The sequence below is a fragment of the Nocardia sp. BMG111209 genome (genome assembly GCF_000381925.1).
Lineage (GTDB): Bacteria > Actinomycetota > Actinomycetes > Mycobacteriales > Mycobacteriaceae > Nocardia.
The window spans coordinates 931442-955760 of record NZ_KB907308.1 but is presented as its reverse complement, the minus strand read 5'-3'; the positions used below and the strand labels follow the sequence as shown (position 1 = coordinate 955760).

The window sequence follows — 24319 nt, the reverse complement described above, 5'->3', positions numbered from 1 at the left end:
GCAGCAACGTCGTAGCAGCGGCGATTTCCGAGCCATGGCTGCACCTCTATCCTGGCGTACCTGGACGGCACGATACGACAGCTAATTGACAGCGATCCCTGTTTCTGATACTACGCCCGTCGGCCGGATTCGTACCCGGTGTCGCCCTATCGAGATCCGCCGCGCGGTACCTCCCGGAACGGCACGTTGCGATCGGGCAGCTGTTCCCGGGGGAATCCGAGCACCCGCTCGCTGATCACGTTCCGGGCCATCTCCGTGGTGCCGCCGCCGATGCAGGCGGTCTGCCGCATCAGGAAACCGTTGCCCGCCTGCGAGATTCCGCCGTCGTCGTCGGACCAGGCGGCCGCGTCGGGGCCCGCGATGTCGAATTTGATGGTCGCCGTGCGGGTTCCGGCGATACCGCGGTACAACCGGCCGATCGCGGCGGACTGGTCGGAGATCCGGCCGGCGCGCATACCGCCGGCGATGCGCTGCATCAGCGCGTCGCCGACGACGTCCAGGGTCCGGGCCTCGCCGATCAGGTCCCGGGCACGGGGATCGTCGAGAACCCCTGCGTCGCGGGCGATGTCGGCGGGCGAGGCGTCGGCGACCGTGTGCACCTGCCCCTGCGGATAGGTGACGTACGGCGAGTTGAACAGGGTGCGCTCGTGGAACATCCAGCGCGTCACCACCGTCCACCCGTCGTCGACGGCGCCGACCCGATCGGTGTCCGGCACCCGGACGTCGGTGAGGAATTCCTGGCAGAAATCCTTGGCGCCGTTGAGCATCTCGATCTGGTGCACGTCCACGCCGGACTGCTTGATCGGCAGGATGAACACCGACAGGCCGCGGTGCTTCGGCACGTCCCAGTTGGTCCGGGCCAGGCACAGCGCCCAATCCGACCACCACGCCCCGGTGGTCCACACCTTGGAGCCGTTGAGCACCCACTCGTCGCCGTCGCGGACCGCGCTGGTCAACGCGCCCGCGACGTCCGAGCCGCCGGACGGCTCGGAGAGGAACTGCATCCAGATCTCCTCGCCGCGCAGCATCGCGGGGATGTGCCGTATCTTCTGCTCCTCGGTGCCGAAGTCGAGAAGTACTGCGGCACAAGGGCACATCGTCGGGATCTGGAAACGGGTCGCGCACTCGTACCCGGCCAGCTCCTCGTTGAACGCCCGCTGATGGGCGGCGGTCAGGCCCTGCCCGCCGTATTCACGGGGGATGGCGATGCCCGCGAACCCGGCGTCGTACACCTTGCGCTGCAACTGCCGGTCGTAGGCGACGGCCGCCAACTCCTCTTCCGCCGGAACACTTCTCAGGCCCATCGCGGTCTCCGGCCGGAACGGGCCGAGATTACCGCGGATCCACTCCCGGGCCCGCGTGCGGAAACTCTCGACATCCTCGGCCACGGCCGCGACATCCGACACATCGACACTCATGCTGTCACTCCCTTCGGCATGTGCGGCGGGCCTACGTGGTCACGCTCCGCTGCCGCCTCCGGCCCTCGACCGCTCATGCCGCACTACCTTCCCGATCGATGACGAATTGCGCGATCCGCGCCCGGTGCTGCGCCGGGGTGCCGTGCAGCGCGCGGTCGACGGTGGCGCGGCGCAGGAACAGATGCAGATCGTGCTCGAAGGTCAGGCCGATACCGCCGTGCAGTTGCACGCAGTCCTGCAACAGTTCCAGGCCGTATTCGCCGATGTAGGCCTTGGCGACGCTGACCAGTTCGCCCGCGCCGGCGGCCCGTGCGGAGACCGCGGCCGCCGCGCTGTCGGCGATCGCGTGCGAGGCCTCGAGCCACGACTTCAGATCGGCGAAGCGATGTTTGATGGCCTGATAGGAGGCCAGCGGCCGGCCGAAGGAGTAACGATCGGCGGCCCATTCGACGGTCATGTCGAAGCCGCGTTGCATCGCGCCGACGGTCTCGGCCGCCTGGATCACCAGGGCCAGTTGCAGTTGATACTCCAGTTGCGCTGCGGCGCCGCCGATCTCGCCGACGACCGCGTCGCGCGGCACCCGGACCCCGTCGAAGGTCACCGTGCCGAACCGGCCGGTCAGGTCCACCGTCTGCAGTGCGGCGACCGAGACGCCGGGGGCGTCGGCGGGCACCAGCACCTGGGTGAGCCCGTCGCCGGTGCGGCCGCTCACCAGGAACCAGCCGGCCTGCCCGGCCGCCTCGACCGGGCGCTTCACCCCGTCGAGCACCAGCTCCGCACCGTCGGCCCGGATCTCCAGGCCGACCGCGCCGATGCCGCCGCGCGGTTCGGCGTGTGCCCACCCCGCGACGGTGGCGCCCGAGAGCAGATCCGCCACCACCTCCGGATGCGATCCGGCGCCGCTCAGCGCGGCGGCCACCACATTGGCCGACGTCAACGGCCCGGGGGCGGCGGCGCGGCCGAACTCGTAGGCGATCAGCGTCAGATCCACCACCGGATCACCGCTGATGCTGCCGCCGCCGGCCTCCTCGCCGACCAGCAGCGAGGTCCAGCCCAGATCCGCACCGCGACGCCAGTATTCGGCGTCGAAGGCGTCCGTCTCGTGACGGCGGCGCCGGATCGCCTCCACCGGTACCCGCTCGCTCAGGAACTTCGCGGTGGTGTCCCGGAAGAACTCCTGATCAGCATTCAACTCCCACAACATGGGCCCACAACTCCCGCACTTCTCAGATGTTGAACCGCAGCGCGCCGTCGATGCGGATCACGGTGCCGTTCAGATAGTCGTTGTCCGCGATGTGCAGGGCGAGCCGCGCGTATTCGTCGGCACTGCCCATGCGCTTCGGGTTCGGGACCGACGGGCCCCATTTCGCCTGCACCGCGGCCTCGTCCGGGCCGTAGGCGGGTGTGTAGAAGGTGCCCGGGGCGATCGTCATGACCCGGATGCCGGTGGGCGCCAGATCGCGCGCGGCGGTGAGGGTCAGGCCGATGACGCCGCCCTTGGCCGCCGAGTAGTCGCTCTGTCCCACTTGACCTTCGAAGCCCGCGATACTCGCGGTCGCGATGATGACGCCGCGCTGGCCGGAATCCAGTGGCTCGTTGGCGGTCATCGCGGCGGCGGTGAGGCTGAGCACCCGATAGGTGCCGGTGAGGTAGATGTCCAGGGTGCGGGCGAAGATGTCCGCGGAATAGGGCTCACCGGCGCGGTTGACGATGCGCCGGGCGGCGACCGGCCCGCCGTGCACGATCACCACGGTACGCAGCGGCGCCGCGGAGGTGGCGGTGGCGATGGCCTCGCGCACCGAATCGTCGCTGGTGACGTCGGTGCGCACATAATCGGCGCCGGCGCCGAGCTCGGCGGCCAGGGCCTTACCGCGCTCGTCGTTGAGGTCGGCGATCACCACGTGTGCCCCCGCCTCGGCCAGTCGCCGCACGGTAGCCGCGCCGAAGCCACCGGCCCCGCCGACCACCAGGGCGGACGATCCCTCCAGCTGCATTGCTCTCTCCCGTTCCTGCGGCCGGCGCCGACCGGGCCGCGGTTGTTCTCCCCGCGCAATGCGACGGCTCCGAGAGCCTCGAAAAGCGTTGAAAGACAGTGATATTCAGCAGGCAGGGGGAGCGTGCCCGAGCGTTGCCGTGGTCTTGACTATATGTCCGCGGACCGCGAAAGTAAACGAGACAGTCTCGTCTCGCAAGTCCGATGGGTGGTCGTAGATGACCGAAGTCATGCAGGGTGTGCGCATCCTCGAAGTCGCCGAGCACACCTTCGTCCCCGCGGCGTCGGCCCTGCTGTCCGACTGGGGCGCCGAAGTGATCAAGATCGAGCACGTCGAGCGCGGCGACGCGATGCGCGGACTCGGCGCGACCGGCGTGGTGAACATTCCCTCCGACGTCCACGTACTGCTGGAACACTCCAATCGCGGCAAGAAGAGCCTGGGGCTGGACCTGAACTCCGACGAGGGCCGGGCGATCCTCTACCGGCTCGCGGCCACCGCCGACGTGTTCCTGACCAACAAGCTGCCGCGGGTGCGGCAGAAGTTGCAGATCGATGTGGACACCATCCGCGAGCACAACCCGGACATCATCTACGTGCGCGGCACCGGCCAGGGCGAGCGGGGACCGGAGGCCGACGCCGGGTCCTACGACTCGCTCGCGTTCTGGGCCCGGCCGGGTGTCGCGATGGCGATGGCACAGCCGTCCTACGGCCACGTGCCCAGCCCGCCCGCCCCCGGCTTCGGCGATTCCATCGGCGGTATGACCATCGCCGGCGGCATCATGGGCGCGCTGTTCCACCGCGAGCGCACCGGCGAGGCCACCACCGTCGACGTCTCGCTGCTGGGCACCGGCATCTGGGCGATGGGCCAGGCGGTCGCGCTGTCGCTGCTGATGAACGTGCCGTGGATGCCGCCGCCGGAGGGTCGCGCGCGGCTGAACCCGCTGGTCGGAAACTACCTCACCCAGGACGGGCGCTGGCTGTCGCTGTGCTGTCTGCAGGCGGGCCGGTACTGGGCCGAGGCGTGCGAGCTGATCGGCCGGCCGGATCTGGCCACCGATCCGCGCTTCGCCGATCATGCCGGGCTGCAGCAGAACTGCGCCGAGGCGGTCGAAATCCTCAACGAGGTCTTCGCGTCTCGTCCCCTCGACGAATGGCGTACCGCGCTGGCCGGATTCAGCGGTCAGTGGACGGCGGTGCAGACCACGCTGGAACTGCTGTCCGATCCCCAGGTGGTCGCGAACGGCTACGTGCAGGAATGCCGTACGGCCACGGGCACCCCGTTCAAGATGGCCGCCGCACCCGTCCAGTACGGCGAGCAACCACCGGTGCCCGGCCGCGCGCCGGAGTTCAACGAGCACGGTGACGCGATCCTCGCCGAACTCGGCCTGGACTGGGATACCGTCGTGGACCTGAAGGTTCGCGGCATCGTCGCCTGATCGCCGTGCAGCCGAAGGGAGTTGCCATGCGCCCGGCCACCACGACCACCCCGCCCGACCGCCGGTGCGGGTTGCGGCACCGCCTGGTCGTCGTCGCGGCCGACCCCGAGCAGGTGGTCCGGCACGCGGGCGGATGGCTGTTCGACCAGGTGATGGCGGGCTGGATGGTGTACGCACTGGTCGCCGAGCGCGGTAACGGGCGATCGCTGCGCATCCTCGGTACCCATGTCGCCGGGCTGCACCGGCTGGACGCGGCGCTCGACGCACCGGGCCCGCAGGCCCTGGCCGTCGACGCCGCGCTGTACCGGGCGGATCCGCAGGTCCGCGAACTGGTCGCCGCCGCCCGCGACCGCGGTCGCACCGAGGTCCGCTCCTGGAATGCCGCCGGCAGCTCGGATCAGGATCCCTTCGAATACCGATTGAGTTCCGCCGCAATGGCTTTCAAAGCCCAGGCGCTCGTCGCGGTCGGGGCCGGCGCGCGCCGGGTCGACCGGGTCGAGCGATTCCACCGTGCCGCCGTATCGGCCACGGTGATCCCGTTTCCGTCGACCCACGCTCGCATCGCTCGAACCTCGAAGGAGTTGCCATGAATCTCGAGGACATGATTCTGGTCAGTATCGATGACCACATGATCGAACCGCCGACCATGTACGCCAATCACGTACCGGCGAAATGGAAGGACGACGCGCCCAAGGTCGTCCGCAACGCCCAGGGTGTGGACGAGTGGGTGTTCCAGGGCGAGGCCACCTCCACCCCGTTCGGGATGGCCGCGACCGTCGGCTGGCCCAAGGAGGAGTGGGGTTTCAACCCCGGCGCCTACAGCGAACTGCGGCCGGGCTGTTTCGATGTGCACGAGCGTGTGCGGGACATGAACGCCAACGGTGTGCTCGCGTCGATGTGTTTCCCGACCATGGCCGGATTCAATGCCCGCACCTTCCACGAGGCGCGGGACAAGGAATTGGCGCTGGTGATGTTGCAGGCCTACAACGACTGGGCCGTCGACGAATGGTGCGGCACCTACCCGGGCCGGTTCATCCCCCTGGGCATCGTGCCGATGTGGGATGTGGACCTCGCCGTCGCCGAGGTCCGCCGCCTGGCCCGCAAGGGCTGCCGGTCGATCAGCTTCCTGGAGACCCCGCACGTCCAGGGTTTCCCGAGTTTCCTGTCCGGGCACTGGGATCCGATGCTCGAGGCCCTGTGCGAGGAGAACATGGTGCTCTCGCTGCACATCGGTGCCGGGTTCGACGTGATCAGACGCCCCGACGAGGCCCCCGTCGACCACTTGATGGTGCTGGCCTGCCAGATCTCCGCGATCACCGCGCAGGATCTGCTGTTCGGCCCGACGCTGCGGAAGTTCCCGACCCTGCGGGTCGCGTTGTCCGAGGGCGGGATCGGCTGGATCCCCTTCTACTTCGACCGGGTGGACCGGCATTTCACCAATCAGGCGTGGCTGCACGGCGGCAACGACTTCGGCGGGAAGCTGCCCAGTGAGGTGTTCAAGGAACACATCCTGGCCTGCTACATCACCGATCCGTCGGGCCTGCTGCTGCGCGACCGGATCGGTACCGACATCATCGCGTGGGAGTGCGACTACCCGCACACCGACACCACCTGGCCCGAATCCCCGGAATTCGCCTGGGCTGAATTCCGGGAGGCCGGTGTGACTCCCGACGAGATCCACAAGATCACCTGGCAGAACGCCTGCCGGTTCTTCGACTGGGATCCGTTCCGGCACACCCCGAAGGAGCAGGCCACCGTCGGCGCGCTGCGGGCCGCGGCCACCGACGTCGACGTCACCCGCATGTCGAAAACCCGATGGCGCGAACGCAACGAAGCCGCCGGTATCGGTACCTTCTGACCGTACGTTCCGGGACGTCGCGGACCATTACCCGCGCAGTGCTTCGTCAGCCCGTCGAAAGGACCGCCTGTGCCGCGCCCGCTCGCCTCGGAAGAACTGATCCTGCGCGCGACGATCGACATCCTGGCCGAACACGGCGTCGGCGGCTTGGCCGTCGACACCGTGGCCGCCGCGGCGGGCGTGAGCAAGGCGACCATCTATCGGCGCTGGGGTTCCCGCGCGCAGCTGGTACACGCCGCGATCACCTCGATCCAGCGGCCGGTGGACGAGCCGGACACCGGATCGCTGCGGGAGGATCTGCTGGTGCTGGTCCGGCAGCTGGTCACCTATGTGTCCAGTCGCGACAGCGGCCGGGTGTTCGCCTCGTTCATCGACGCGGCCACCCGGGAGCCGGAACTCGAGGAGGTCCGCCGTAATTCGGTCGCCGACGCCCGCGGCACCTACGAACGGGTGCTGCGCCGCGGTGTCGATCGCGGCGAGCTGCCGCCGGCCACCGAGGTGGGACTGCTCATCGATCTGCTGATGGGCCCGGTGGTCTACCGCGCCCACTTCGAACGGAAATCGGTGCGCGGCGGGTACGCCGAGACCGTGGTCGACATGGTGCTGACCGCCGCGCGGGCCTGCGCGCCCTAGGCGTTCGCGACGGTCTCGACGATCACCTTGGCCGCGGCCCGGCCCTCCGGGACGGGGACCAGCGGATACACGTGGATTGCGCCCTGGCACACGGTCACCGAGACGGTGGCGGAACGCTGCCGCAGCAGTAACGCGTCGGGATAGAACAGGTCCCGGGTGCCGATGTAGACGTCGGTCGGCGGCAGGGCGGACAGCGGGCCGTTGATCGGGCTCAGGCGGGGATCGGCGAGATCGTCGCCCGCGGCCCAGGCGGTGCCCGCGGCGAGCAGTCCGGTACGGCTGAGCCAGGGGTCGCGGATCGCGGCGGCGTCGGGATTGGCGACGGTGAGATCCAGCCAGGGCGCGATCAGGATCAGCCGGGCCGGCGGCGGCAGTTGCCGCCGGGGCAGGGTCTGGGTGAAGCCGAGCGCGAGCCCGCCACCGGCGGAATCCCCGAGGATCGTCATCGGCGTGGCGTCCGGCGCGGTCGCGGCCCGGCGGTAGACGGCGGTCAGGAAGTCGTAGGCCTCGCGATAGTCGTGCTGGGGCGCCAGCCCGTAGATCGGCACCTCCACCCGGACGCCCGCGTCGGCCAGCTGGGCGATCAGTGCCCAGTGCTGCCGCACGATCTCCGAGATGTAGCCGCCGCCGTGCAGGTAGAGGGCGCTGCGTTCGACGGTCCGGTGCCGCGGCGTGATCGTGTAGCAGGTGAAGCCGCCCTCGGTGCGCCGTTCGACGCGGTGGCGGCCGCGCAGCCGGGCCGGCGGCAGTGCGGAGCCCTTCGGTGCGGCGATCCGCTCCCGGGCGCGCTGCGGGGTGCTCATACGGCGTTGCGTCGTCATCCGCATGTACACGGCCACTGCGTCCATCTGCACGCTCATCCGTACTGTTCCTCTCCGGCGGTGGTGGCAGCATATCGGTTGCCGGATGCCACCGGCATCTGCGGTATGGCCTGGTCGAAGCGCCGGATCGGCTCACAGCGTATTCGCAGCGACACCTCAGGCGGGCCGGAGTGAGGCTGCCGAGAATCGGCACCATGACCGAGACTGTCACGCGAGCCGACGTGCCGCCGGAGACGGCGAGTCCGGCTCCCTCGCCACGGCCGCGCTGGGAACTGCCCGGCCTGGCCCTGCTGCTGATCGGCACCGCTGTCGCCTACTTCTGGAAGCTGACCGCGGCCGGATGGGCCAACGAGTTCTACGCGGCGGCCGTGCAATCCGGCGCGCGGTCGTGGAAGGCGTTCTTCTTCGGATCACTGGACCCCGGCAACATCGTCACCGTCGACAAGACGCCGCTGTCGTTGTGGCCGATGGAGTTGTCCGCCAGGCTGTTCGGATTCGGCAGCTTCAGCATGCTGATGCCGGAGGTGCTGCTCGGCGTCGCGTCGGTGGCGGTGCTGTGGGCCACCGTGCGGCGGCCGTTCGGCCCCGGCGCGGGCCTGCTCGCCGGTCTGGTGCTGGCGCTGACTCCGGTGGCGGCGTTGATGTTCCGGTACAACAACCCGGACGCGATGCTGACCTTCCTGATCGTCGCGGCGGCCTGGGCGATGACCCGGGCGCTGGCCGACGGACGCTGGCGGTGGCTGGTGCTCACCGGCGTGTTCATCGGATTCGGTTTCCTGGCAAAGCAATTGCAGGTGATGCTGGTCGTACCCGGGCTCGCGCTGGCCTATCTGGTGGCCGGGCCGCGCCGGTTCGGCATCCGGATCGGCCAATTGTGCGCCGCCGGTGCGGGTCTGGTGCTCGCCGCCGGCTGGTGGGTGCTGATCGCGCAGTTGTGGCCGGCCGGCTCCCGGCCGTACATCGGCGGCTCCGACGACAACTCGGTTCTCGATCTGACCTTGGGCTACAACGGAATTCAGCGACTGAACTCCGAGGGCGGCGGCCCGCGCTCCGGGAGTCCGGGCATCACCCGGCTGTTCCAGCCCGAACTGGCCGGGCAGATCACCTGGCTGATCCCGGCGGCGCTGGTACTGCTGCTGGCGGGCCTGGCGCTGCGCGGCCGCATCACCGCGGGTTCGGTTGCGACGGAAGGACATTCGCGCACCGACGAGCAGCGGGCGGCCCTGCTGCTGTGGGGCGGCTGGCTGCTGGTGTCCGGACTGGTCTTCAGCTTCATGACCGGTACCTTCCACTCCTACTACACGATGACGACGGCCCCGGCGGTCGCGGCGCTGATCGGCGGCGGCAGCGTGCTGCTCTGGCGCGAGCGCGAACGGCCGTGGGTGCGTGCGGCACTGGCGCTGAGCGTGGCTCTTACGGTGGTGACGGCCTGGTCGATCCTGTCCCGGACACCGGACTTCTTCGGGTGGTTGCGCTGGACCGTGCTGATCGCGGGTGTGGTGGCGACCGTGGCGATGCTGCTGCCGCTGCGCGGCCGCGCCCTGGTGATCGCGGGCCTGGCGGCGGTATTCGTCGGCCTCGCCGGCCAGATCGCCTACACCGCGGACACTCTGGCCGTCGCACACGGCGGCGGCGGTACGTCGGCCGGGCCGCGGGTGCCCGGCCGGGGCGGGTTCGGCGGCGGTCCCCGCGGTGGCGGACCGGGCGCCCCGAACCCGGGCGGTGCGGTCGCCCGCAACGACGCGGGTGATACCGGTCCGGCAGGCAACGGCGCCCCCGGATCGGGCCGCACCGGCCGCCCGGTCGCACCGGTCCCGAACGGTGGTGGCGCGAATCCCGGTGCGCCGGGCGGGAATACCGCGGGCGGTCCCGGCGGCGGGTTCGGCTTCGGCGCGAAGCCGAGCGAGCAGGTGATCGCGATGCTGCAGGAGAACGCCGGTTCCTACACCTGGGCCGGAGCGGCCGTCTCCTCACATTCGGCCAACTCCTATCAACTGGAGAGCGAGGTCTCGGTGATGTCGATCGGCGGGTTCAGCGGCGGTGACCCGGCGCCGACCCTGGCGAAGTTCCAGGAGTACGTGGCGCAGGGCAGGATCCACTACTTCCTCGGTGGCAGTCGCGGTTTCGGCAACGACCGCGACACCGAGAGCGCGAAGATCACCGCCTGGGTGCAGCAGCACTACACCGCCGCCACGGTGGACGGCGTCGCCGTCTACGACCTGACGGTCCCCGCACACTGACCGGTGGGCGACCTGGACATTCGGCGCAAATGGTGCCGGTGTCGAATCGCGGTGGTAGACCGATCCCATGACAGATGCGGTTGCCGTGCGGCCGGTGACGGGTGGGCGGTCGGCGGAGTTCTGGGGATACCTCATGTGGGGCCTGGCCGGATCGGTGATCCTGGTGCCGGAGTTGATCGCGGTGTTCCGGGTCGCGGATCTGCCGACCATCTCCGCGACCGTCGGCCACCTGGAGACCCAGCACTCGTGGGTTCGGTTAGTCGTGGTGTTCGTGATCGTCGTGCTCGCCTATTATGCTGTGCCGCAACTGATCACGAATCCGGAGCGGGCCGGTGTGGTCGGCGGGCGGCAGGTCACCGCCAACGGGCGGATGACCCCCGACCCCGGTGTGGTCCGCTATCAGGGCATGGGCGGCTATCTGGTCGCCGCGATCGCCACGCTGGTGGTGGGGGTCGGGTTCGCCGTCGGGGCCCGGCAGACGCATCCGGGCACCTATGTCGGCGCGTACGTGCTGTACGGCGCGATCGCGGTGATGTGGGTGGTCGTGCCGAGTCTGCTGGCGGCGTTCCGGGCGCGAGAAGTGCCGTTCCCCACCCTGTTCCGCACGATCGGCTATCTGGAGCGCCGGGCGCATCCGCTGGCCGCGGTACTCCTGGCGCTGCTGGTGCTCCTCCTGCTGCACCTGGCGTTCTATCCGTGGCCGCGGATGCCCGCCTGAATCCGGCTCAGCCGTCCACGCGCAGCGCGGCCGGCGCGGGCACGACGGGTTCGGGTTCCGGCTCGGCATCGGCGAGCCGGCTGCGGATCGGGATGGTGGCGGTGATGACGGCGGCCATTATGGCCACGCCGCAGCCGATCAGCAGCCCGGTGTGGAATCCCGCGGAGGTGGGGATGCTGTGGCCGTGGTAGTTCCGGGTCATCTGGGACAGCACCGCGCCGACCACCGCCGCCGAGACCGAGGTGCCCGCGGCCCGCATGAGGGTGTTGAAACCGTTGGCCGCGGCCGTTTCCGAATGCGGCACCGCCGCCATGATCAGCGCGGGCATGGCGCCGTAGGAGAAGGCCACACCGGTGTAGATGATCATGGTGACGATCAGCAGCGTCCAGGTGTGCGCGAGCATCACCGTGGAGGCCGCGTATCCGGTCGCGATGATCAGGCAGCCGACCAGCAGGGTCGTCTTGGGCCCGCGTGCGGCCGACAGCCGCGCGCTCACCGGCGACATCAGCACCATCGTGAGGCCGTTGGGCGCCATCCACAGACCCATCGTCATCATCGACTGGCCCAGGCCGTATCCGGTGTCCAGCGGCAGCTGCAGTAGCTGCGGGATCAGCAGTGCCTGGGCGTACATGCCCATCGCGACCACGAAGGAGGCGGCGTTGGTCAGCAGCACCTGGGGACGGGCGGTGGTGCGCAGGTCGACCAGCGGATAGCGGCTGCGCAGCTCCCACCAGCCCCACAGCACCAGCGATCCGAGGCCCACCACGATCAGCGTCAGGATGGAGCCGCTGGTCCAGCCCCAGGCGGCGCCCTTGGAGACGGCCAGCAGCAGCGTGACCAGCCCGATACCCAGCCCGACCGCGCCGAGCGGGTCGAACCGGCCCTCGGGATCGCCGGTATCGGTGGCCGGGACCATGAAGACGATGAGGATGCCGATCAGCGCGGCCAAACCCGCGAGGCCCCAGAACAATACGCGCCAGTTGCTGTTCTCCATCACCGTCGCCGCGATCGGCAGGCCCAGGGCCGCGCCGACGCCGAGCGAGGAGCTGATCAGGGCGATCGCCGAGCCGACCCGCTCGGGCGGCAGCAGATCGCGCAACGCGCTGATCCCGAGCGCGACGATGCCCGAACCCATGCCCTGCAGGCTGCGGCCGATGATCATCGGCACCAGCGAACTCGCCAGTGCGCAGACCACCGCGCCCGCGATCAGCAGGGCCACGGAGATGAGCAGGATCCGGCGTTTGCCGTACAGATCGCCCAGCCGCCCCGCGACGGGATTGGTGACCGCGCTGACCAGCAGCGTCACGGTGACCACCCAGGTGGCGTTCGACGTACTGGTGTGCAGGATCTGCGGTAGCTGGCCCAGCAGGGGCACCACCAGGGTCTGGGTGAGCGATGCGGTGATTCCCGCGAGTACGAGCACCGTCATGAGGGCACGGGGTCGGGCCGTCGATACGGGCATGGCCATGGCTGGTACTTCCCTCTGCTGAGCAACCCTAACTATATGGCTACTACACACGATGTGCATGATGCAACTCATGCGCGAGTGGCAGAGGGTTCCACGACGGCAGTGCTGTCACCGGCGAGGCCGGCGGCGGTGACAGCGTCGCTCGTCGCGAGAGGTCAGTCGTCGTCCTTGGCCTTGGTGTAACGCTGCAGGTACAGCGGCTCGCCGAGCTTCTCGATGAGATCGAGTTCGGTCTCGAGATAGTCGACGTGGCTCTCCTCGTCCGCGAGGATCTCCTCGAAGATGCGGGCGGAGGTGACGTCGCCGCGGGAACGCATGAGGTCGATGCCGCGACGCAGCCGCTCCACGGCTTCCATCTCGACCTGCAGATCGGCCTTCAGCTGCTCGGGCACGGTCTGCCCGATGCGCAGCATGTTCAGCTTCTGGTAGTTCGGCAGGCCCTCGAGGAACAGGATGCGGTCGGTCAGCGTCTCCGCATGCTTCATCTCATCGATGGATTCGTGCCGGGTGTGGCTCGCCAGCCTGGTGAAACCCCAGTTCTCCTGCATCTTGGCGTGCAGGAAGTACTGGTTGATCGCCGTCAGTTCGGCGGTCAGTTGCTCGTTGAGCACCGCGATGATTTCCTTGTCGCCTTCCATGACTAGTCATCGTGGCACAAGCCACGATGACTGGCGGTATGCGACTGTGTGTGTCGGGTCAGGCGGCGGTGGTTTCGATCGTGTCGCTGTTGCGCGCGTCGCGCACCATCTGGGCCAAGCGGGTGGTGCAGCTGCCGCATCCGGGCTTCCACCCGCACGCTCGTTTGACCTGTCCGGTCGTGCCTGCGCCTGCGGCGACGCAGTCGTGCACGTCCGATTCCGTGACGGCGTTGCAGATACAGACGTACATGGCGGGCCTCGAAGCGCATCAGTGGGCAACCTGGCGAGGTTAGGCTCGTCTTCACGAGGTAAGCCTCGCCTAAATTTATAACATCCGGACCCGGATGCCCGTCAATAGCGACGAACAAGTTTCCGTCACGATCGGTCGCCGGCGAGGCGGCCGGGCCACGTACCGTGGACGTATGGGACAGATCGGTGAGCTCTTTCCGGGGCCGAAGATCCGCAAGGAGAGCCAGGAAGACGCCGGTACCGGTGATCAGCCGTTCGAGATCGAATCGCTGGATCTGGACCGCGGTGTGATCCGGGTCACGCCGCGACCGGCACCCCGGGCTCCCGAACCGGATCCCGAGGGCTGATCGCCGGATTCGGTCAGCGCACCCGGCGCCGGTAGCGGACCGTGCACGGCTGCTGCAACTGCACCACCATCTTCGAGTGGTCGTTGCGGTAGCTGTCGGATGGCTGGGCCATCTCGAACTCCCAATCGCGCAGCAGGATCGAGAAGATCGCCTTCAGCTGCATCTGCGCGAAGGCGGCGCCGACGCAGCGATGCCGGCCCGCCCCGAACGGAATCCAGGTCCAGCGATTGGTCAGGTCCTCCTGGCGCGGATCGAGATAGCGGCCCGGATCGAAGCCGTCCGGATCCGGGAAGTCCTCGGGCAGGCGGTTGGAGATCGCGGGCGTGGCGGCCACCAGATCGCCCGGTGCGATGCGGTTTCCGCACACCTCGAACTCGTCGCGGGCCACCCGCATCAGGATGATCAGCGGCGGATGCAGCCGCAGCGTCTCCTTGACGACCGCGTCCAGCTGCGGAATCTGGCGCAGCGCATGGAAACTCACGTCCTGCCCGTCCGCGTACAGCTCGTCGAGCTCGGCGGTCACCGCGGCGAGCACCCCCGGATTGCGCAGCAGTTCGATCACCGTCCACGCCGCGGTACCGGAGGTGGTGTGGTGCCCGGCGAACATCATCGAGATGAAGATGCCGGTCACCTCGCTGGCGGAGAAGCGCAGCGCGCCCTCCTCGTCCCGGATCGACACCAGGACGTCGAGCATGTCCCGATCCGCCTTGTCCGCGGGCGGATTCGCGATGCGGTCGTTCATGATGCCCTGCACCAGGTCGACCAGCTGCGCGCGCGCCTCGTCGCGGCGGCGGAAGCTGTCGATGGGGGCGTACGGGTCGACGTAGCACAGCGCGTCGGTGCCCTGTTCGAGCTCGTGGTACAGGTGCGCGAACCGGCCGTCGAGCTCCTCGCGGAACTTCACGCCGATCAGGCAGGCCGAGGAGGTGTAGATGGTGAGCTCGGCGAAGAACTCCAGCAGATCGATCTCGCCGGCCTCGTCCCAGCCGGCGATCATCCGGTTCACCTCGCGGGCGATGGTCTCCGCGTGCCCGCGCATGAAATCGCCGCGCAGCGCCTGGTTGTGCAGCATCTCCTTGCGGCGTTCGGGGCTGGCGTCGAACACCACGCCCTCGCCGAAGATGGGCTTCATGAACGGATAGGCGGCGCTCTGGTCGAGATCCTCGTCGGTGGAGCGGAAGAAGAATTCGTTGGCCTCGGCGCCCGACAGCAGGATGACGTCCTTGTCCGCCAGCCGGAACGAGCCGACATCCCCGCACTCCTGCCGGACCCGGCGCATCAGCGCGATCGGATCGGTGCGGAACTCCTCCAGGTGGCCGTGTTCGTGCTCGCCGCCGGAAACCTGTCGTGGCCGGACCAACGTCATCGTTCGAACCCTCCGTAGCGTGCCTGCCGACACCATGTTGGACACCTGTCTGGACGGTACTACAGGGCAGTGGCCGTTCACAAGGGCGGCGGGTCGAGGGGCCGGGAGCCATTGGCTCAGCACGCTTTTGGCGGGCTGTCGATCGTTCCGATCGGGATGGTCGTAATCCGGGGATCCGGACCCGGGCCGGGCTACGGTGGCGGTCATGGGTATCGGAATTCCGATCGGTGTGTCCCTGTGGCCGGAGCCCGGGGCGGCCAACGACGTCACGGACGTGATCGATCAGGTGACGGCCGCGCGGGCCGCCGGAGTGCGCTCGGTGTGGTTCGGGCAGCGGTTCGATCTGGATTCGCTGGTGCTGGCCGGCGTGGTGGCGCAGGCGGTGGACGGTATCGGCGTCGGTACCTCGGTGGTGCCGATCAACCCCCGGCATCCGGTCGTCGTCGCCTCCGCGGCGCAGACCGTCCAGGCCGCGTCGCGGGGGCGGTTCCGGCTCGGCCTCGGCCTCGGCGCGGCCGCCATCGAGGACGCGGTCTACGGCATCCGCGAGCCGAAACCGGTACGGCGCCTGCGGGAATACCTCACCGCACTGCGGCAGCTGATCGAGGAGGGCGGGGCCGACATCGACGGTGAGTCGTTGCGCGCCCGGCCCACATCGCCGACGACCGTCCATGGCGGACAACAGGTTCCGCTGCTGGTGGCGGCGCTGGGTCCGCAGGCGCTGCGGGTCGCGGGCGAACTCGCCGACGGTGTACTGCCGTTCCTCACCGGTCCGCGCACACTGGAATCGCACATCCTGCCGAGCCTCGAGCGCGCCCGGCCGCGGCAGGCGCCTGCCGCGCAGGTGGTCGCCGGGGTGGTCGCACTGGTCACCGACCGCGCCGCCGAACTGCGCGAACAGGCGCTGGCGGCACTCGGCTTCTACGAGGGCATCCCGTCCTACCGCGCCGCGCTCGATCGCGAAAAAGTAACTCGCGCTGCCGATCTCGCGCTGATCGGAACCGAGGAGGAAGTGGCCGAAGGGTTGCGGGCCTACGCCGGGGCGGGGGCCACCGAACTGTGGGTCAGCCGGTCCGGGCTCGGCGACGCCGCCGAGCGGGACCGGACCGTCGCCCTGCTCGGGCAGTTGACCGCCTGAGCCGCCGCCTCAGGCCGTGGCGCCCCACCGGTTGCGGTAGGTGATCTCCTCCACCGGCGGGCGAGCGCCCGGTCGGAAGGTGCCGGTCGTCGTGTGGCCCACGGCGAGCATCGACACCTGGGTGACCTCCGGCGGGATACCGAGGATGCGGGCCACGTCGGATTCGTGCCCGGCCAGGTGGTACCCCACGATCGTGCTGCCGAGCCCGCGGGAGCGCAGCGCCAATTGCAGGCTCCACACCGCCGGATAGACCGAGCCGTAGAAGGCGGTGAGCAGCGCGTGATCGCCGGTGGGCCGGCCGCGCAGACAGGCGATCACGTACACCGGAATGCGTTCGAGCGTCGCGAGCAGATGCCGCCCCGAGGCCAGGGTGCGCGGCGGCAGGCCGGCGCCGTAGGTGGCGAAGGATTTCTCCCCGTCGGCCCGGATGATCGGGGCCAGTTGATCTTTCGTGTCCTGATCGTCGACGACCAGCCATCGGAATCCCGCGGCGAAGGCGCCCGCGATGGGCGCCTGCTGCGCGATGCGCAGGCAGTCGGTGAGGATGTCCGGCTCCACCGGGCGGTCCAGATCGAGTTTGCGGCGGACCGAACGGGTGGTGGTCAGCAGCGTGTCGGCATCCATGGGTGCGTCCTCCCTCGTACTTACTAAGTAAGTATAGCCCGTCGTACTTACGATGTAAGTAGTCGGCGGCGATCGCCGGATTCCGATCGGAAGGATTGTCAGATGCCGGAGCATCCGTGGCGCGGGAAACACTGACCCGCGGGCGCGTGCTGCGCGCCGCGCTGGAGCTGGTGGACACCGAGGGGGTGGCGCGGCTGTCCATGCGCCGGCTGGGCACGGCGGTCGGTGTCGAGGCCATGTCGCTGTACAACCACGTGTCCGGCAAGCGCGATGTGCTCGACGGCGTGGCGGCCCTGGTGTTCGAGGAGATCGCGTTGCCGGATCCGGCACTGCCCTGGCCGGATCGGTTGCGGACGCTGGCCCACGGCGCGCAGGCGAGCTTCCTCGCCCATCCGGTGGTGGTCGGGCTGCTCGCCGGGGGACAGGCCGATCCGCGGTCCCGGGGTGCGCTGCGCTTCATCGACGCCGTACTGGGAAGCCTGCTGGACGCCGGACTCGACGATCGCGCGGCGGCCCGGTACTACCGCTCGCTGCTGGGATTGTTGTTCGGCAGCGCACTCGCCCGCACCGCCGATGTCGCGGAATCGCCTGACGTTTCGGGTGATTCCATCGCGGACTGGTTCCGTGACACCGCGGCCGCCGAGAATCTGCCGCACCTGTCGCGGGTGCTGCCCGCTCTGATCGACGCGGACTGTTACCCCGACTTCGGGCACGAGATCGAGATATTCGTCGCCGGAGTGCGCGCGATGGCCGCGCTGCCGCGCAGCTGAGAGCGCGAAAACCGTTGGGCTGCCGCAGGTGTCCGGACGGTGATCGTGCGCCGGGGCGCGGCAGCGACCATGATGGCTGGGTGCTGACCATATTCGACGAGGAGTTCGCCCGGGAGCCCTGGCCGGTGCTGGCGCAGCTGCGTGCCGACGGCGGAATGCATCGGGTGGCGACGCCGGACGGGCCGCCGGCCTGGCTGGTGACCCGCTTCGACCAGGTACGCGGCGGACTGCTGGACGAGCGGCTGTCCACGAATCTCCGTTTCGCCCAGGGCGACGACTACCGTGGGTTCGCGGTGCCCGCGCCGCTGGACGTGTTCCAGAGCAGCGATGCCGAGGACCACGCGCGGTTGCGCCGGACCGTCGTGGCGGCGTTGCGGCCGCGGCGGGCGGAGGAGTGGGCCGAGCCGGCCGGAGATCTGGTCCGGCGGTGTCTCGCGGCGGTGCCGGCGGACGAATTCGATTTCGTCGAGCGGGTGGCCGTGCCGCTGCCCGCGGCGGTGCTCGGCGATCTGCTGGGGCTGGCCGACGCGGAGCGCGAAGCCCTTCTGGGATGGGCGAATTCGACGTTGCGCCCGGACGGGGCGCCGCGGGCGCGCGACACCCTCACCACCATGGCGGGCATCATCGCGGGCACGCTGGAGCACGCGCGGGGAGCCGGGGCGGACACCGTGCTGGGGCGGTTGCTCGCCGCCGGGCGGGACGACGCCGGACTCGATTCCGGGCAGCTCTCGGGTCTGCTGTTCTATCTGCTGTTCGTCTGGTACGAGGTCCTGGCCGACCTCGTTTCCGGTGCGGTGCTGACGTTCTCGCAGCGCCCCACGCTGGCGGCGGAGCTCGGACCCGACGGCGCGGTGGTCGACGAACTGGTACGTCATCAGTCGCCACAGGTGCTGGCGGGCCCGCGGTTCGCCGTGACGGATCTCGACTTCGGCGGCTACCGGGTGCGCGCGGGGGAGACGGTGCTGCTGTGCCTGGCCGCGGCCAATCACGATCCGGAGCGCTTCGCGCGGCCCGAGGAACCGGATCCGCGCCGGGGGCCGAATTCGCATCTGGGACTGGGCCTGGGCGCGCACGCCTGCGTCGGCACCGCGCTGGTGCGGACCGTCACCACGGTTGTGCTGCAACAGATCTACGCGCGGTGGCCGGGTCTGCGCGCCACCGCCACCACCGTGCCCTGGCGGTCCGGATTCCGGCACCGCGGCCCGCTGACCCTGCCGGTGAAGGTTTCCTGAGGCACGGGTCCGGATGGGGCGAGCGTCCTCGATCGCCCCACCCTTTGCTTCGCGTACCGTGCGCCGACCTCTCACGGCCGATGCCCTCCCCTTCGGGGGCAACCGCCGTCGACACCGGGTCGCGAAGTCGCCGATGAGTATATGATCTGTGGCACGGAGCCTGTCAACTGCAGGAGACAAGATCGGAATGGTTGCGTCCCACGAGCATCCGTTCACGTATGCGCTGAACACCCTGATCGGCGCGATGCATCCGCCCGCCGAGCGCGACGGCCGCACGGTCGAGATCACCCATCGGGCGTTGGCGGAGAACATACTTCGCGCGACCGGATTCGGCCTGTCCGCCAACTATCTGTGGAAACTGCGCACGGGCCAGGCGGTGAATCCGTCGTTCGAGACGCTGGAGGCGCTGCGCGCCTACTTCGGACTGGACAGTCTCGACCCGCTGACCAATCCGCGACTGGCCGCCGAACGCGGCCGGGAATTGGCATTGATCAACGCGCTCAAGGGAAAAGGCGACAGCGCCGCGCTGGAACTGGTGCTGCGCGACGGGCTCGCACACGGTACGGTGCGGGCCGAGGCCGTCGCGGCGATGTTCGACGTGCTGCGGCGGATCGAGGCCGAGCGCGACAGCGGCGGCTGACGTGCGGATCGCGGCGTGGCGGAGCCTCGGGGGTGGGAACGTGGTGATGGATCATCGGCGGTTGCGTCGCGAACTGCGCACATTGGGCCTGACGCAACACTTTTCGGTGGCCGGGCTGGCCGAGGCGCTGGCCCGGCGGCGCGGCCGTCCGCTACGGCTGCGCCCGGAACCGCTGCCGCCGGCCGGTCTGTCCGGCGGACTGCTGATCACCGACGACATCGATTTCATCGCCTACCAGCGTGATACGACCCGGATGCATCAGGATCACATCGTGTGCCACGAATTCGGGCATCTGCTGTCCGGGCACCGCCCGGTCACCGTCACCGGGCTCGACGCCGCTCGCCTGCTGGCCCCGCACATCGACCCGGTGGTGGTGCGGCGGATGCTGGGCCGATCCTGTTCGTCCGACGGCGAGGAACGGGAGGCCGAGCACATCGCGGATCTGCTGATGGCCCACCACATCACGGAATGGACCGCCCGTCCGGAATGGGTGCTGCCGGACACCGCGCCACCGGAGCTGGGCAGCCTGCTCGACACCCTCGGACCGGCCTGACGGCATGGGATTCGCGCTCACCTACGGTGGCATCGGGACGCTCGCCCTGATCACCTTCGGCTGGCGGCTGGTGCCGGCCGTCCGCAACCCGAGTTCCGCCCGCTGGGCCGTGGCCGTCGCGATCCTGTGCGCGGCAGTGGGTTTCGAGGCCGCGGTGCCGGCGATCTACGACTGGATCGGCCGGGTGAGCGGCGTCCCGAATCTGGCCACCCCGATCGTGTACGCGGCGATCGCGACGGCGGTACTGGCCCAGTTGGTGTGGACGGCCTATCTGGTCGCGCCGCAGGAACATCCGCTGCTGCGCGGCCGGGTGGTGATGGTGGCGATCGCCGCCGTCGTGGTGACCCTCGCGGTGCTGTTCGCGGTGGCGCCGGTGCACGACCGTTCGCACGCCACCGATTTCGACGACCACTACGGGACCCGGCCGGTGGTGACCGTCTTCCTGACGGTCTACCTGGTTGCCTACAGCGGCGGACTCGTGCGCCTGATCCTGCTGTGCCGCACCTGGCTGGGCCAGGTGCGCGCGCAGGTGTGGCTGTGGCGGGGACTGTGGCTGCTGGCCGCGGGCTCCACCGTCGCGCTCGGCTACAGCGTGGGCAAGGCGGTGGCGCTCGCCGCCGCGTGGGCTGGAACTCCGCTGCACGGGCTGAGTATTCGGATCGCGCCGGGATTCGCCGCGCTCGGCGCGACGATCATGCTGATCGGCTACCTGTGCCCGTCGCTGATCCCGCAGGCGGTCACCGCCGTGGCGCAGGCGCGGACACTGCCCCGGCTGCGACCGCTCTGGTCGGCGCTGCGCGCGCAACTACCCGAGATCGGCGGCGGCGCACCGGAGGTCGGCCGCGGCATGCGGAATGTGCGGTACCGCCGGGTGATCGAGATCCGCGACGCGCTGCTGCGCCTGCAACCGTACCTCGGCCCGGACGACGGCGACCGCGCCGAGCGCCGGCTCGCGGGATCGCGGCTCAGATCGGAGAAGCGTTCGGCGGCAATCGAAGCCGCGCGCATCGCGGCCGCACTGCGGCGGCAGGCCGCGGGTGCGCACGGCGGTGGTGGCGCGATCTTCCGGGATCCGCCCCGGCCCGGCTTCGACGGGGAACTCGACTGGCTGCTGGCGGTCGCGTCGGCCTTCCGGAAACTGCCGCCGACGTCCGGCGTCGCGGATCGCCGCACGTCAGGATGAATATCCGCTACCTGCGCGAATTCGATAAGTGTGTCGAAAAGTACTGTGTATCTGTACATTTCGGTGAACAGCAAGTATCGGCCCGATGATGACGTGCGGGCCCCGGGCGGCTATCCTTGCCGGTGCGGCTGTGGTGTTCGATATCCCCTTCATCGAACACCACAGCCGTCCAAGCGTTCCGTGTCAGTGCGCGGCGGCGGCCGTGGGCTTCGGCGCCGGGCGACCGCTGACGGCGGGCACCGCCACACCCACCTCGAGGGTGGTCCGATCCTGATAGAAGCCGATGTGGCCGCGGATCACCGCCACCTCCGGATACGGGTCGGTGTACTCCCAGGCGATCGGCTCGCTGCTCTCCGGGCGCCGCCAGTACTTTGCGTCACCCTTGAACGGGCAGCGGCTGGTCGTGTCGTCGTCCGGGGCGAGCAGATCGAACCGGACGTCCTCGGCGGGGATGTAGAACACGATGCCGTGATCCTGTTCGGCCACCAGCAGTGCCCCGGTGGTCTCGGCGAGCAGTGCTCCCTCGTGGGTCACCCGGATCAGATTGCGCACGCGCCGGACGTCGATGTAATAGTCCGGCCAGTCGACGAAGCCCGAGGGCCGGTCGTTGGTCATGCTTGCCTCCTGTGGTCAGAGCAGGGTGTCGCCACCGGGGGTGGCGTCGGTCCGTTTCAGCAGGCCCCGGATCATGGCGTGCACGCTGTACGAGGCGACCAACCGGCCGTCCACGTCGAACACGTGGCCGTCGCTCTGGGCCTGACCACGGCCGGCGTAGGTGGCACGGGTGGCGTACAGCAGCCACTGCGAGACATCCGCCGAATCATGGAACGTCACGGTGGTCATCGTGATTCCGGTGGAGATGCTCCGATGCGCCATCGACTCACCGATCCCGGTGTGCGGGCGCATCGCGGCGGCGACCGTCCAGTGCGTCGTCGACTGGGTCAGCAGCGCCTGGTGCAGATATTCGTATCCGGGGGCGTCGCGGAATCGCGTCCACACGAACAACTCCGGCGGACCGACCCGATCCGGGTCGTGGTCGTAGGCGTCGTCGACGACCCGGATGTCGCGGCCGTCCACGACGGCGCCGGGCACGTCGTGCGAGCGCAACCGGTCCGGGGGGTCGACGTCCGGCATCGTGATCGAGTTGCGGATCAGGTCCGGGGCGCCGGAGTCGAGCAGTACCACGCCGGAGCAGCGCTGCGTACCCTGTTGCCGCACTTGGGCTTCCACGGTCGAGAAGGTGCGGCCGGTGCGCACCGTGTCCAGGTGCACACGCAGCGGCTGCGAATGCGCGGCGGCCCGGGAGAAGATCATCGACGCCGAGACCACCCGCTGGTGCTCGACGTGTTTGGCCGCGGCCGCCACGGTCGCGCCGAGCATCTGCCCGGCCTCCACCACGTCGCGCGCGGTGGAGCCGTGCGCGGGGGCCAGGTAGACGCCCTCCTCCTCGTGGTCGGGCTGCAGGTCCATCAACCGCAGCAGCTCGTCCTGGGTCCAGGGGCGGGTCTGTTCCGCTGTGTCGTCCATGGCGATCCCCGTCAGTCGGCGATCCGGGTGTGGTGGCTGAACTGGGGATAGCCCTCGAACAGGTCGGCCATGCCGGGAACCGCGCCCTCGCCGGCCCGCCACTTGCGGTAGGCCCGGTCGTGCTCCAGGCTCGCCCACTCCTCGACGAGGGTGATCAGGTGCTCGTCGGCGGCATCGGCGAGCAGCGTGACGTTCAGGCAGCCGGGGAAGGCCCGGGTGTCGGGGATGGACTTCGCGAGCGTCTCGCGGGCGGTGGCGGCCGCGCCGGGCTTGACGCGCAACTGGACGATGGCGACGATCGGGCTGTCCGACATGATGAGATCCTTACTCTGTTCCAACGAGAACAAGATTCTCACAAAATGTCGCAACGATCATGCAGTCTGCAGCAGCGTCCCGGATCCGGGGTCGTACCAGCGGCACGCCTGCGGCGGGATCCGGAGCGTGAGGGTATCGCCGGGCTCGGCGCGGAAACCGGCCGCGGCCTGCACCCTCACCACCTGACCCGCGACCGCCGTGGTCAGCAGCGTCGAGGCGCCGAGCGGCTCGATGACCTGCAGGTCGGCGCGCAGCACCGGATCGGAGCCCGCCTCCACGACCTCCAGCGCCTCCGGCCGGATACCCAGACGCAGGTCGCGGCCGTCGAAGCCGGCCAGGGCCTCCGGCAGCGCCAGCGACTGGCCGCCCAGATCCAGCCGCGGCCCGTATTCGGCCGGCGCGACGGTGCCGGTCAGGAAGTTCATCGGCGGGCTGCCGAGGAAGCCGCCGACGAATTCGGTCGCGGGCTGGTCGTAGACCTCGGCCGGGGCGCCGGTCTGCACGATCGTGCCCGCCCGCATGACCGCTATCCGGTGGCCCAGCGACAGCGCCTCCACCTGATCGTGGGTGACGTAGACGGTGGTGATGCCGAGTTCGCTCACCAGCTTCTTCAGCTCGGCGCGAAAGGACATGCGCAGCAACGCATCCAGATTCGACAGCGGTTCGTCCATCAGCAGCAGATCGGTGTCGGTGACGATGGCGCGCGCGACCGCGACCCGTTGCCGTTGCCCGCCGGACAGTTTCGCCGGGTAGCGGTCCAGATACGGTGTCAATTGCAGCAATTCGGCCGCCCACGCCACCTTGCGCCGGATCTCGTCGGCGGGCACGCCGCGCACCCGGAGGCCGAAACCGATGTTGGCGGCGACCTTCTTGTGCGGGAACACCGCGTACGACTGGAACACCATGGACAGGTTCCGGCGCCGCGGTTCCAGATAGGTGACGTCCCGCCCGCCGAGCACGATCTGCCCGGCGTCGGGCACCTCCAGCCCGGCGATCATCCGCAGCAGGGTGGTCTTGCCGCAGCCCGACGGGCCGAGCAACACCATGAACTCGCCGTCGGCGATCTCCAGCGAGACCGCGTCGGTGGCCCGGGTGGTGCCGCCGGGATAGGTCTTCACCAGGTCGCGCAGGATCAACTCGGCCATCGCACAC

26 protein-coding genes are annotated in these 24319 nt (G+C 69.4%); 13 read left to right on the top strand and 13 right to left on the bottom strand.

What is annotated here, in order from left to right; genetic code table 11:
- Positions 1-146: 146 nt before the first annotated feature.
- From G361_RS0127980 to G361_RS0127970, 3 genes are all read right to left on the bottom strand, one after another.
- A complete protein-coding gene (locus G361_RS0127980) occupies positions 147-1418 on the bottom strand; it encodes an acyl-CoA dehydrogenase family protein (protein ID WP_019930439.1) in 1272 nt (423 codons plus the stop codon).
- Positions 1419-1491: 73 nt separating this feature from the next.
- Complete coding sequence (locus G361_RS0127975; protein WP_019930438.1) at positions 1492-2622, bottom strand: acyl-CoA dehydrogenase family protein; 1131 nt, start codon at positions 2620-2622, stop codon at positions 1492-1494.
- Positions 2623-2644: 22 nt separating this feature from the next.
- A complete protein-coding gene (locus G361_RS0127970) occupies positions 2645-3412 on the bottom strand; it encodes an SDR family NAD(P)-dependent oxidoreductase (RefSeq protein ID WP_019930437.1) in 768 nt (255 codons plus the stop codon).
- A gap of 217 nt (positions 3413-3629) precedes the next feature.
- On the opposite strand from G361_RS0127970, the gene G361_RS0127965 reads away from it, so the two are divergent.
- From G361_RS0127965 to G361_RS0127950, 4 genes are all read left to right on the top strand, one after another.
- Positions 3630-4847 carry a CaiB/BaiF CoA-transferase family protein gene (locus tag G361_RS0127965; RefSeq protein WP_019930436.1) on the top strand — a complete coding sequence of 406 codons (1218 nt, stop codon included), beginning with the start codon at positions 3630-3632 and terminating at the stop codon, positions 4845-4847.
- Between the two features lie 26 nt (positions 4848-4873).
- Positions 4874-5437 (top strand): hypothetical protein, encoded by a 564-nt coding sequence (locus G361_RS0127960; protein ID WP_019930435.1) that lies wholly within the window; start codon positions 4874-4876, stop codon positions 5435-5437.
- Positions 5434-6705 carry an amidohydrolase family protein gene (locus G361_RS0127955; RefSeq protein ID WP_019930434.1) on the top strand — a complete coding sequence of 424 codons (1272 nt, stop codon included), beginning with the start codon at positions 5434-5436 and terminating at the stop codon, positions 6703-6705. Before G361_RS0127960 ends, G361_RS0127955 begins: the two co-directional genes overlap by 4 nt.
- Positions 6706-6774: 69 nt before the next feature.
- The gene (locus tag G361_RS0127950) at positions 6775-7338 is read left to right on the top strand and encodes a TetR/AcrR family transcriptional regulator (protein ID WP_019930433.1); all 564 of its coding nucleotides are present in this window, start codon (positions 6775-6777) and stop codon (positions 7336-7338) included.
- Here G361_RS0127950 and G361_RS0127945 read toward each other — a convergent pair.
- Positions 7335-8198 (bottom strand): alpha/beta hydrolase fold domain-containing protein, encoded by an 864-nt coding sequence (locus G361_RS0127945; protein WP_019930432.1) that lies wholly within the window; start codon positions 8196-8198, stop codon positions 7335-7337. The two genes, G361_RS0127950 and G361_RS0127945, sit on opposite strands and share 4 nt — an antisense overlap.
- 155 nt (positions 8199-8353) lie before the next feature.
- On the opposite strand from G361_RS0127945, the gene G361_RS0127940 reads away from it, so the two are divergent.
- Positions 8354-10399 (top strand): glycosyltransferase family 39 protein, encoded by a 2046-nt coding sequence (locus G361_RS0127940; protein ID WP_019930431.1) that lies wholly within the window; start codon positions 8354-8356, stop codon positions 10397-10399.
- A gap of 67 nt (positions 10400-10466) precedes the next feature.
- Entirely contained in the window at positions 10467-11117 is a 651-nt protein-coding gene (locus G361_RS0127935; RefSeq protein ID WP_155981807.1) for a hypothetical protein, read from the top strand.
- A gap of 7 nt (positions 11118-11124) precedes the next feature.
- Here G361_RS0127935 and G361_RS0127930 read toward each other — a convergent pair whose 3' ends face one another.
- The 3 genes from G361_RS0127930 to G361_RS0127920 all read right to left on the bottom strand — a co-directional run bounded on the left by G361_RS0127930 (position 11125) and on the right by G361_RS0127920 (position 13473).
- The gene (locus G361_RS0127930) at positions 11125-12585 is read right to left on the bottom strand and encodes an MFS transporter (protein WP_026343596.1); all 1461 of its coding nucleotides are present in this window, start codon (positions 12583-12585) and stop codon (positions 11125-11127) included.
- Between the two features lie 155 nt (positions 12586-12740).
- Positions 12741-13223 (bottom strand): bacterioferritin, encoded by a 483-nt coding sequence (bfr, locus tag G361_RS0127925; RefSeq protein WP_019930428.1) that lies wholly within the window; start codon positions 13221-13223, stop codon positions 12741-12743.
- A gap of 58 nt (positions 13224-13281) precedes the next feature.
- Positions 13282-13473: a bacterioferritin-associated ferredoxin gene (locus G361_RS0127920; RefSeq protein ID WP_019930427.1), complete on the bottom strand. Its 192-nt coding sequence runs from the start codon at positions 13471-13473 to the stop codon at positions 13282-13284.
- 172 nt (positions 13474-13645) lie between these two features.
- On the opposite strand from G361_RS0127920, the gene G361_RS49745 reads away from it, so the two are divergent.
- The gene (locus G361_RS49745; RefSeq protein WP_019930426.1) at positions 13646-13819 is read left to right on the top strand and encodes a hypothetical protein; all 174 of its coding nucleotides are present in this window, start codon (positions 13646-13648) and stop codon (positions 13817-13819) included.
- A gap of 13 nt (positions 13820-13832) precedes the next feature.
- On the opposite strand, the gene G361_RS0127910 is transcribed toward G361_RS49745, so the two are convergent.
- On the bottom strand, positions 13833-15185 hold the full coding sequence (locus G361_RS0127910; RefSeq protein WP_019930425.1) for a cytochrome P450: 1353 nt from the start codon (positions 15183-15185) through the stop codon (positions 13833-13835).
- A gap of 205 nt (positions 15186-15390) precedes the next feature.
- Here G361_RS0127910 and G361_RS0127905 point away from each other — a divergent pair, with 205 nt between their 5' ends.
- Positions 15391-16323, top strand: coding sequence for a TIGR03564 family F420-dependent LLM class oxidoreductase (locus G361_RS0127905; protein WP_019930424.1), 933 nt, complete (start codon positions 15391-15393; stop codon positions 16321-16323).
- Between the two features lie 9 nt (positions 16324-16332).
- On the opposite strand, the gene G361_RS0127900 is transcribed toward G361_RS0127905, so the two are convergent.
- Positions 16333-16947 (bottom strand): nitroreductase family protein, encoded by a 615-nt coding sequence (locus G361_RS0127900; protein ID WP_019930423.1) that lies wholly within the window; start codon positions 16945-16947, stop codon positions 16333-16335.
- Between the two features lie 116 nt (positions 16948-17063).
- Between G361_RS0127900 and G361_RS0127895 the strand changes: the two genes are divergently transcribed.
- From G361_RS0127895 to G361_RS45130, 5 genes are all read left to right on the top strand, one after another.
- Positions 17064-17717, top strand: coding sequence for a TetR/AcrR family transcriptional regulator C-terminal domain-containing protein (locus tag G361_RS0127895; protein ID WP_019930422.1), 654 nt, complete (start codon positions 17064-17066; stop codon positions 17715-17717).
- Positions 17718-17797: 80 nt separating this feature from the next.
- Positions 17798-18949 carry a cytochrome P450 gene (locus G361_RS45145; RefSeq protein ID WP_019930421.1) on the top strand — a complete coding sequence of 384 codons (1152 nt, stop codon included), beginning with the start codon at positions 17798-17800 and terminating at the stop codon, positions 18947-18949.
- A gap of 187 nt (positions 18950-19136) precedes the next feature.
- Complete coding sequence (locus G361_RS47315) at positions 19137-19589, top strand: hypothetical protein (RefSeq protein WP_019930420.1); 453 nt, start codon at positions 19137-19139, stop codon at positions 19587-19589.
- 40 nt (positions 19590-19629) lie between these two features.
- The gene (locus G361_RS45135; protein ID WP_155981806.1) at positions 19630-20142 is read left to right on the top strand and encodes a hypothetical protein; all 513 of its coding nucleotides are present in this window, start codon (positions 19630-19632) and stop codon (positions 20140-20142) included.
- Between the two features lie 4 nt (positions 20143-20146).
- Positions 20147-21325 carry an MAB_1171c family putative transporter gene (locus tag G361_RS45130; RefSeq protein WP_019930418.1) on the top strand — a complete coding sequence of 393 codons (1179 nt, stop codon included), beginning with the start codon at positions 20147-20149 and terminating at the stop codon, positions 21323-21325.
- 183 nt (positions 21326-21508) lie between these two features.
- Here G361_RS45130 and G361_RS45125 read toward each other — a convergent pair whose 3' ends face one another.
- From G361_RS45125 to G361_RS0127855, 4 genes are read right to left on the bottom strand one after another with little or no spacing between them, the layout of a single operon-like run.
- Positions 21509-21940 (bottom strand): DUF427 domain-containing protein, encoded by a 432-nt coding sequence (locus G361_RS45125; protein ID WP_019930417.1) that lies wholly within the window; start codon positions 21938-21940, stop codon positions 21509-21511.
- 15 nt (positions 21941-21955) lie between these two features.
- The gene (locus tag G361_RS45120; protein ID WP_019930416.1) at positions 21956-22852 is read right to left on the bottom strand and encodes an acyl-CoA thioesterase II; all 897 of its coding nucleotides are present in this window, start codon (positions 22850-22852) and stop codon (positions 21956-21958) included.
- 11 nt (positions 22853-22863) lie between these two features.
- Positions 22864-23166 (bottom strand): putative quinol monooxygenase, encoded by a 303-nt coding sequence (locus G361_RS45115; protein ID WP_155981805.1) that lies wholly within the window; start codon positions 23164-23166, stop codon positions 22864-22866.
- 57 nt (positions 23167-23223) lie between these two features.
- Positions 23224-24312 (bottom strand): ABC transporter ATP-binding protein, encoded by a 1089-nt coding sequence (locus tag G361_RS0127855; RefSeq protein WP_019930414.1) that lies wholly within the window; start codon positions 24310-24312, stop codon positions 23224-23226.
- Positions 24313-24319 lie beyond the last annotated feature (7 nt).

Bases quoted from the DNA above. Each gene is read 5' to 3' on its own strand.
- G361_RS0127980 (WP_019930439.1), bottom strand. From the start codon at position 1,418: ATGAGTGTCGATGTGTCGGATGTCGCGGCCGTGGCCGAGGATGTCGAG.
- G361_RS0127975 (WP_019930438.1), bottom strand. From the start codon at position 2,622: ATGTTGTGGGAGTTGAATGCTGATCAGGAGTTCTTCCGGGACACCACC.
- G361_RS0127970 (WP_019930437.1), bottom strand. From the start codon at position 3,412: ATGCAGCTGGAGGGATCGTCCGCCCTGGTGGTCGGCGGGGCCGGTGGC.
- G361_RS0127965 (WP_019930436.1), top strand. From the start codon at position 3,630: ATGACCGAAGTCATGCAGGGTGTGCGCATCCTCGAAGTCGCCGAGCAC.
- G361_RS0127960 (WP_019930435.1), top strand. From the start codon at position 4,874: ATGCGCCCGGCCACCACGACCACCCCGCCCGACCGCCGGTGCGGGTTG.
- G361_RS0127955 (WP_019930434.1), top strand. From the start codon at position 5,434: ATGAATCTCGAGGACATGATTCTGGTCAGTATCGATGACCACATGATC.
- G361_RS0127945 (WP_019930432.1), bottom strand. From the start codon at position 8,198: ATGAGCGTGCAGATGGACGCAGTGGCCGTGTACATGCGGATGACGACG.
- G361_RS0127940 (WP_019930431.1), top strand. From the start codon at position 8,354: ATGACCGAGACTGTCACGCGAGCCGACGTGCCGCCGGAGACGGCGAGT.
- G361_RS0127935 (WP_155981807.1), top strand. From the start codon at position 10,467: ATGACAGATGCGGTTGCCGTGCGGCCGGTGACGGGTGGGCGGTCGGCG.
- G361_RS0127930 (WP_026343596.1), bottom strand. From the start codon at position 12,585: ATGGCCATGCCCGTATCGACGGCCCGACCCCGTGCCCTCATGACGGTG.
- bfr (WP_019930428.1), bottom strand. From the start codon at position 13,223: ATGGAAGGCGACAAGGAAATCATCGCGGTGCTCAACGAGCAACTGACC.
- G361_RS0127920 (WP_019930427.1), bottom strand. From the start codon at position 13,473: ATGTACGTCTGTATCTGCAACGCCGTCACGGAATCGGACGTGCACGAC.
- G361_RS49745 (WP_019930426.1), top strand. From the start codon at position 13,646: ATGGGACAGATCGGTGAGCTCTTTCCGGGGCCGAAGATCCGCAAGGAG.
- G361_RS0127910 (WP_019930425.1), bottom strand. From the start codon at position 15,185: ATGACGTTGGTCCGGCCACGACAGGTTTCCGGCGGCGAGCACGAACAC.
- G361_RS0127905 (WP_019930424.1), top strand. From the start codon at position 15,391: ATGGGTATCGGAATTCCGATCGGTGTGTCCCTGTGGCCGGAGCCCGGG.
- G361_RS0127900 (WP_019930423.1), bottom strand. From the start codon at position 16,947: ATGGATGCCGACACGCTGCTGACCACCACCCGTTCGGTCCGCCGCAAA.
- G361_RS47315 (WP_019930420.1), top strand. From the start codon at position 19,137: ATGGTTGCGTCCCACGAGCATCCGTTCACGTATGCGCTGAACACCCTG.
- G361_RS45130 (WP_019930418.1), top strand. From the start codon at position 20,147: ATGGGATTCGCGCTCACCTACGGTGGCATCGGGACGCTCGCCCTGATC.
- G361_RS45125 (WP_019930417.1), bottom strand. From the start codon at position 21,940: ATGACCAACGACCGGCCCTCGGGCTTCGTCGACTGGCCGGACTATTAC.
- G361_RS45120 (WP_019930416.1), bottom strand. From the start codon at position 22,852: ATGGACGACACAGCGGAACAGACCCGCCCCTGGACCCAGGACGAGCTG.
- G361_RS45115 (WP_155981805.1), bottom strand. From the start codon at position 23,166: ATGTCGGACAGCCCGATCGTCGCCATCGTCCAGTTGCGCGTCAAGCCC.
- G361_RS0127855 (WP_019930414.1), bottom strand. From the start codon at position 24,312: ATGGCCGAGTTGATCCTGCGCGACCTGGTGAAGACCTATCCCGGCGGC.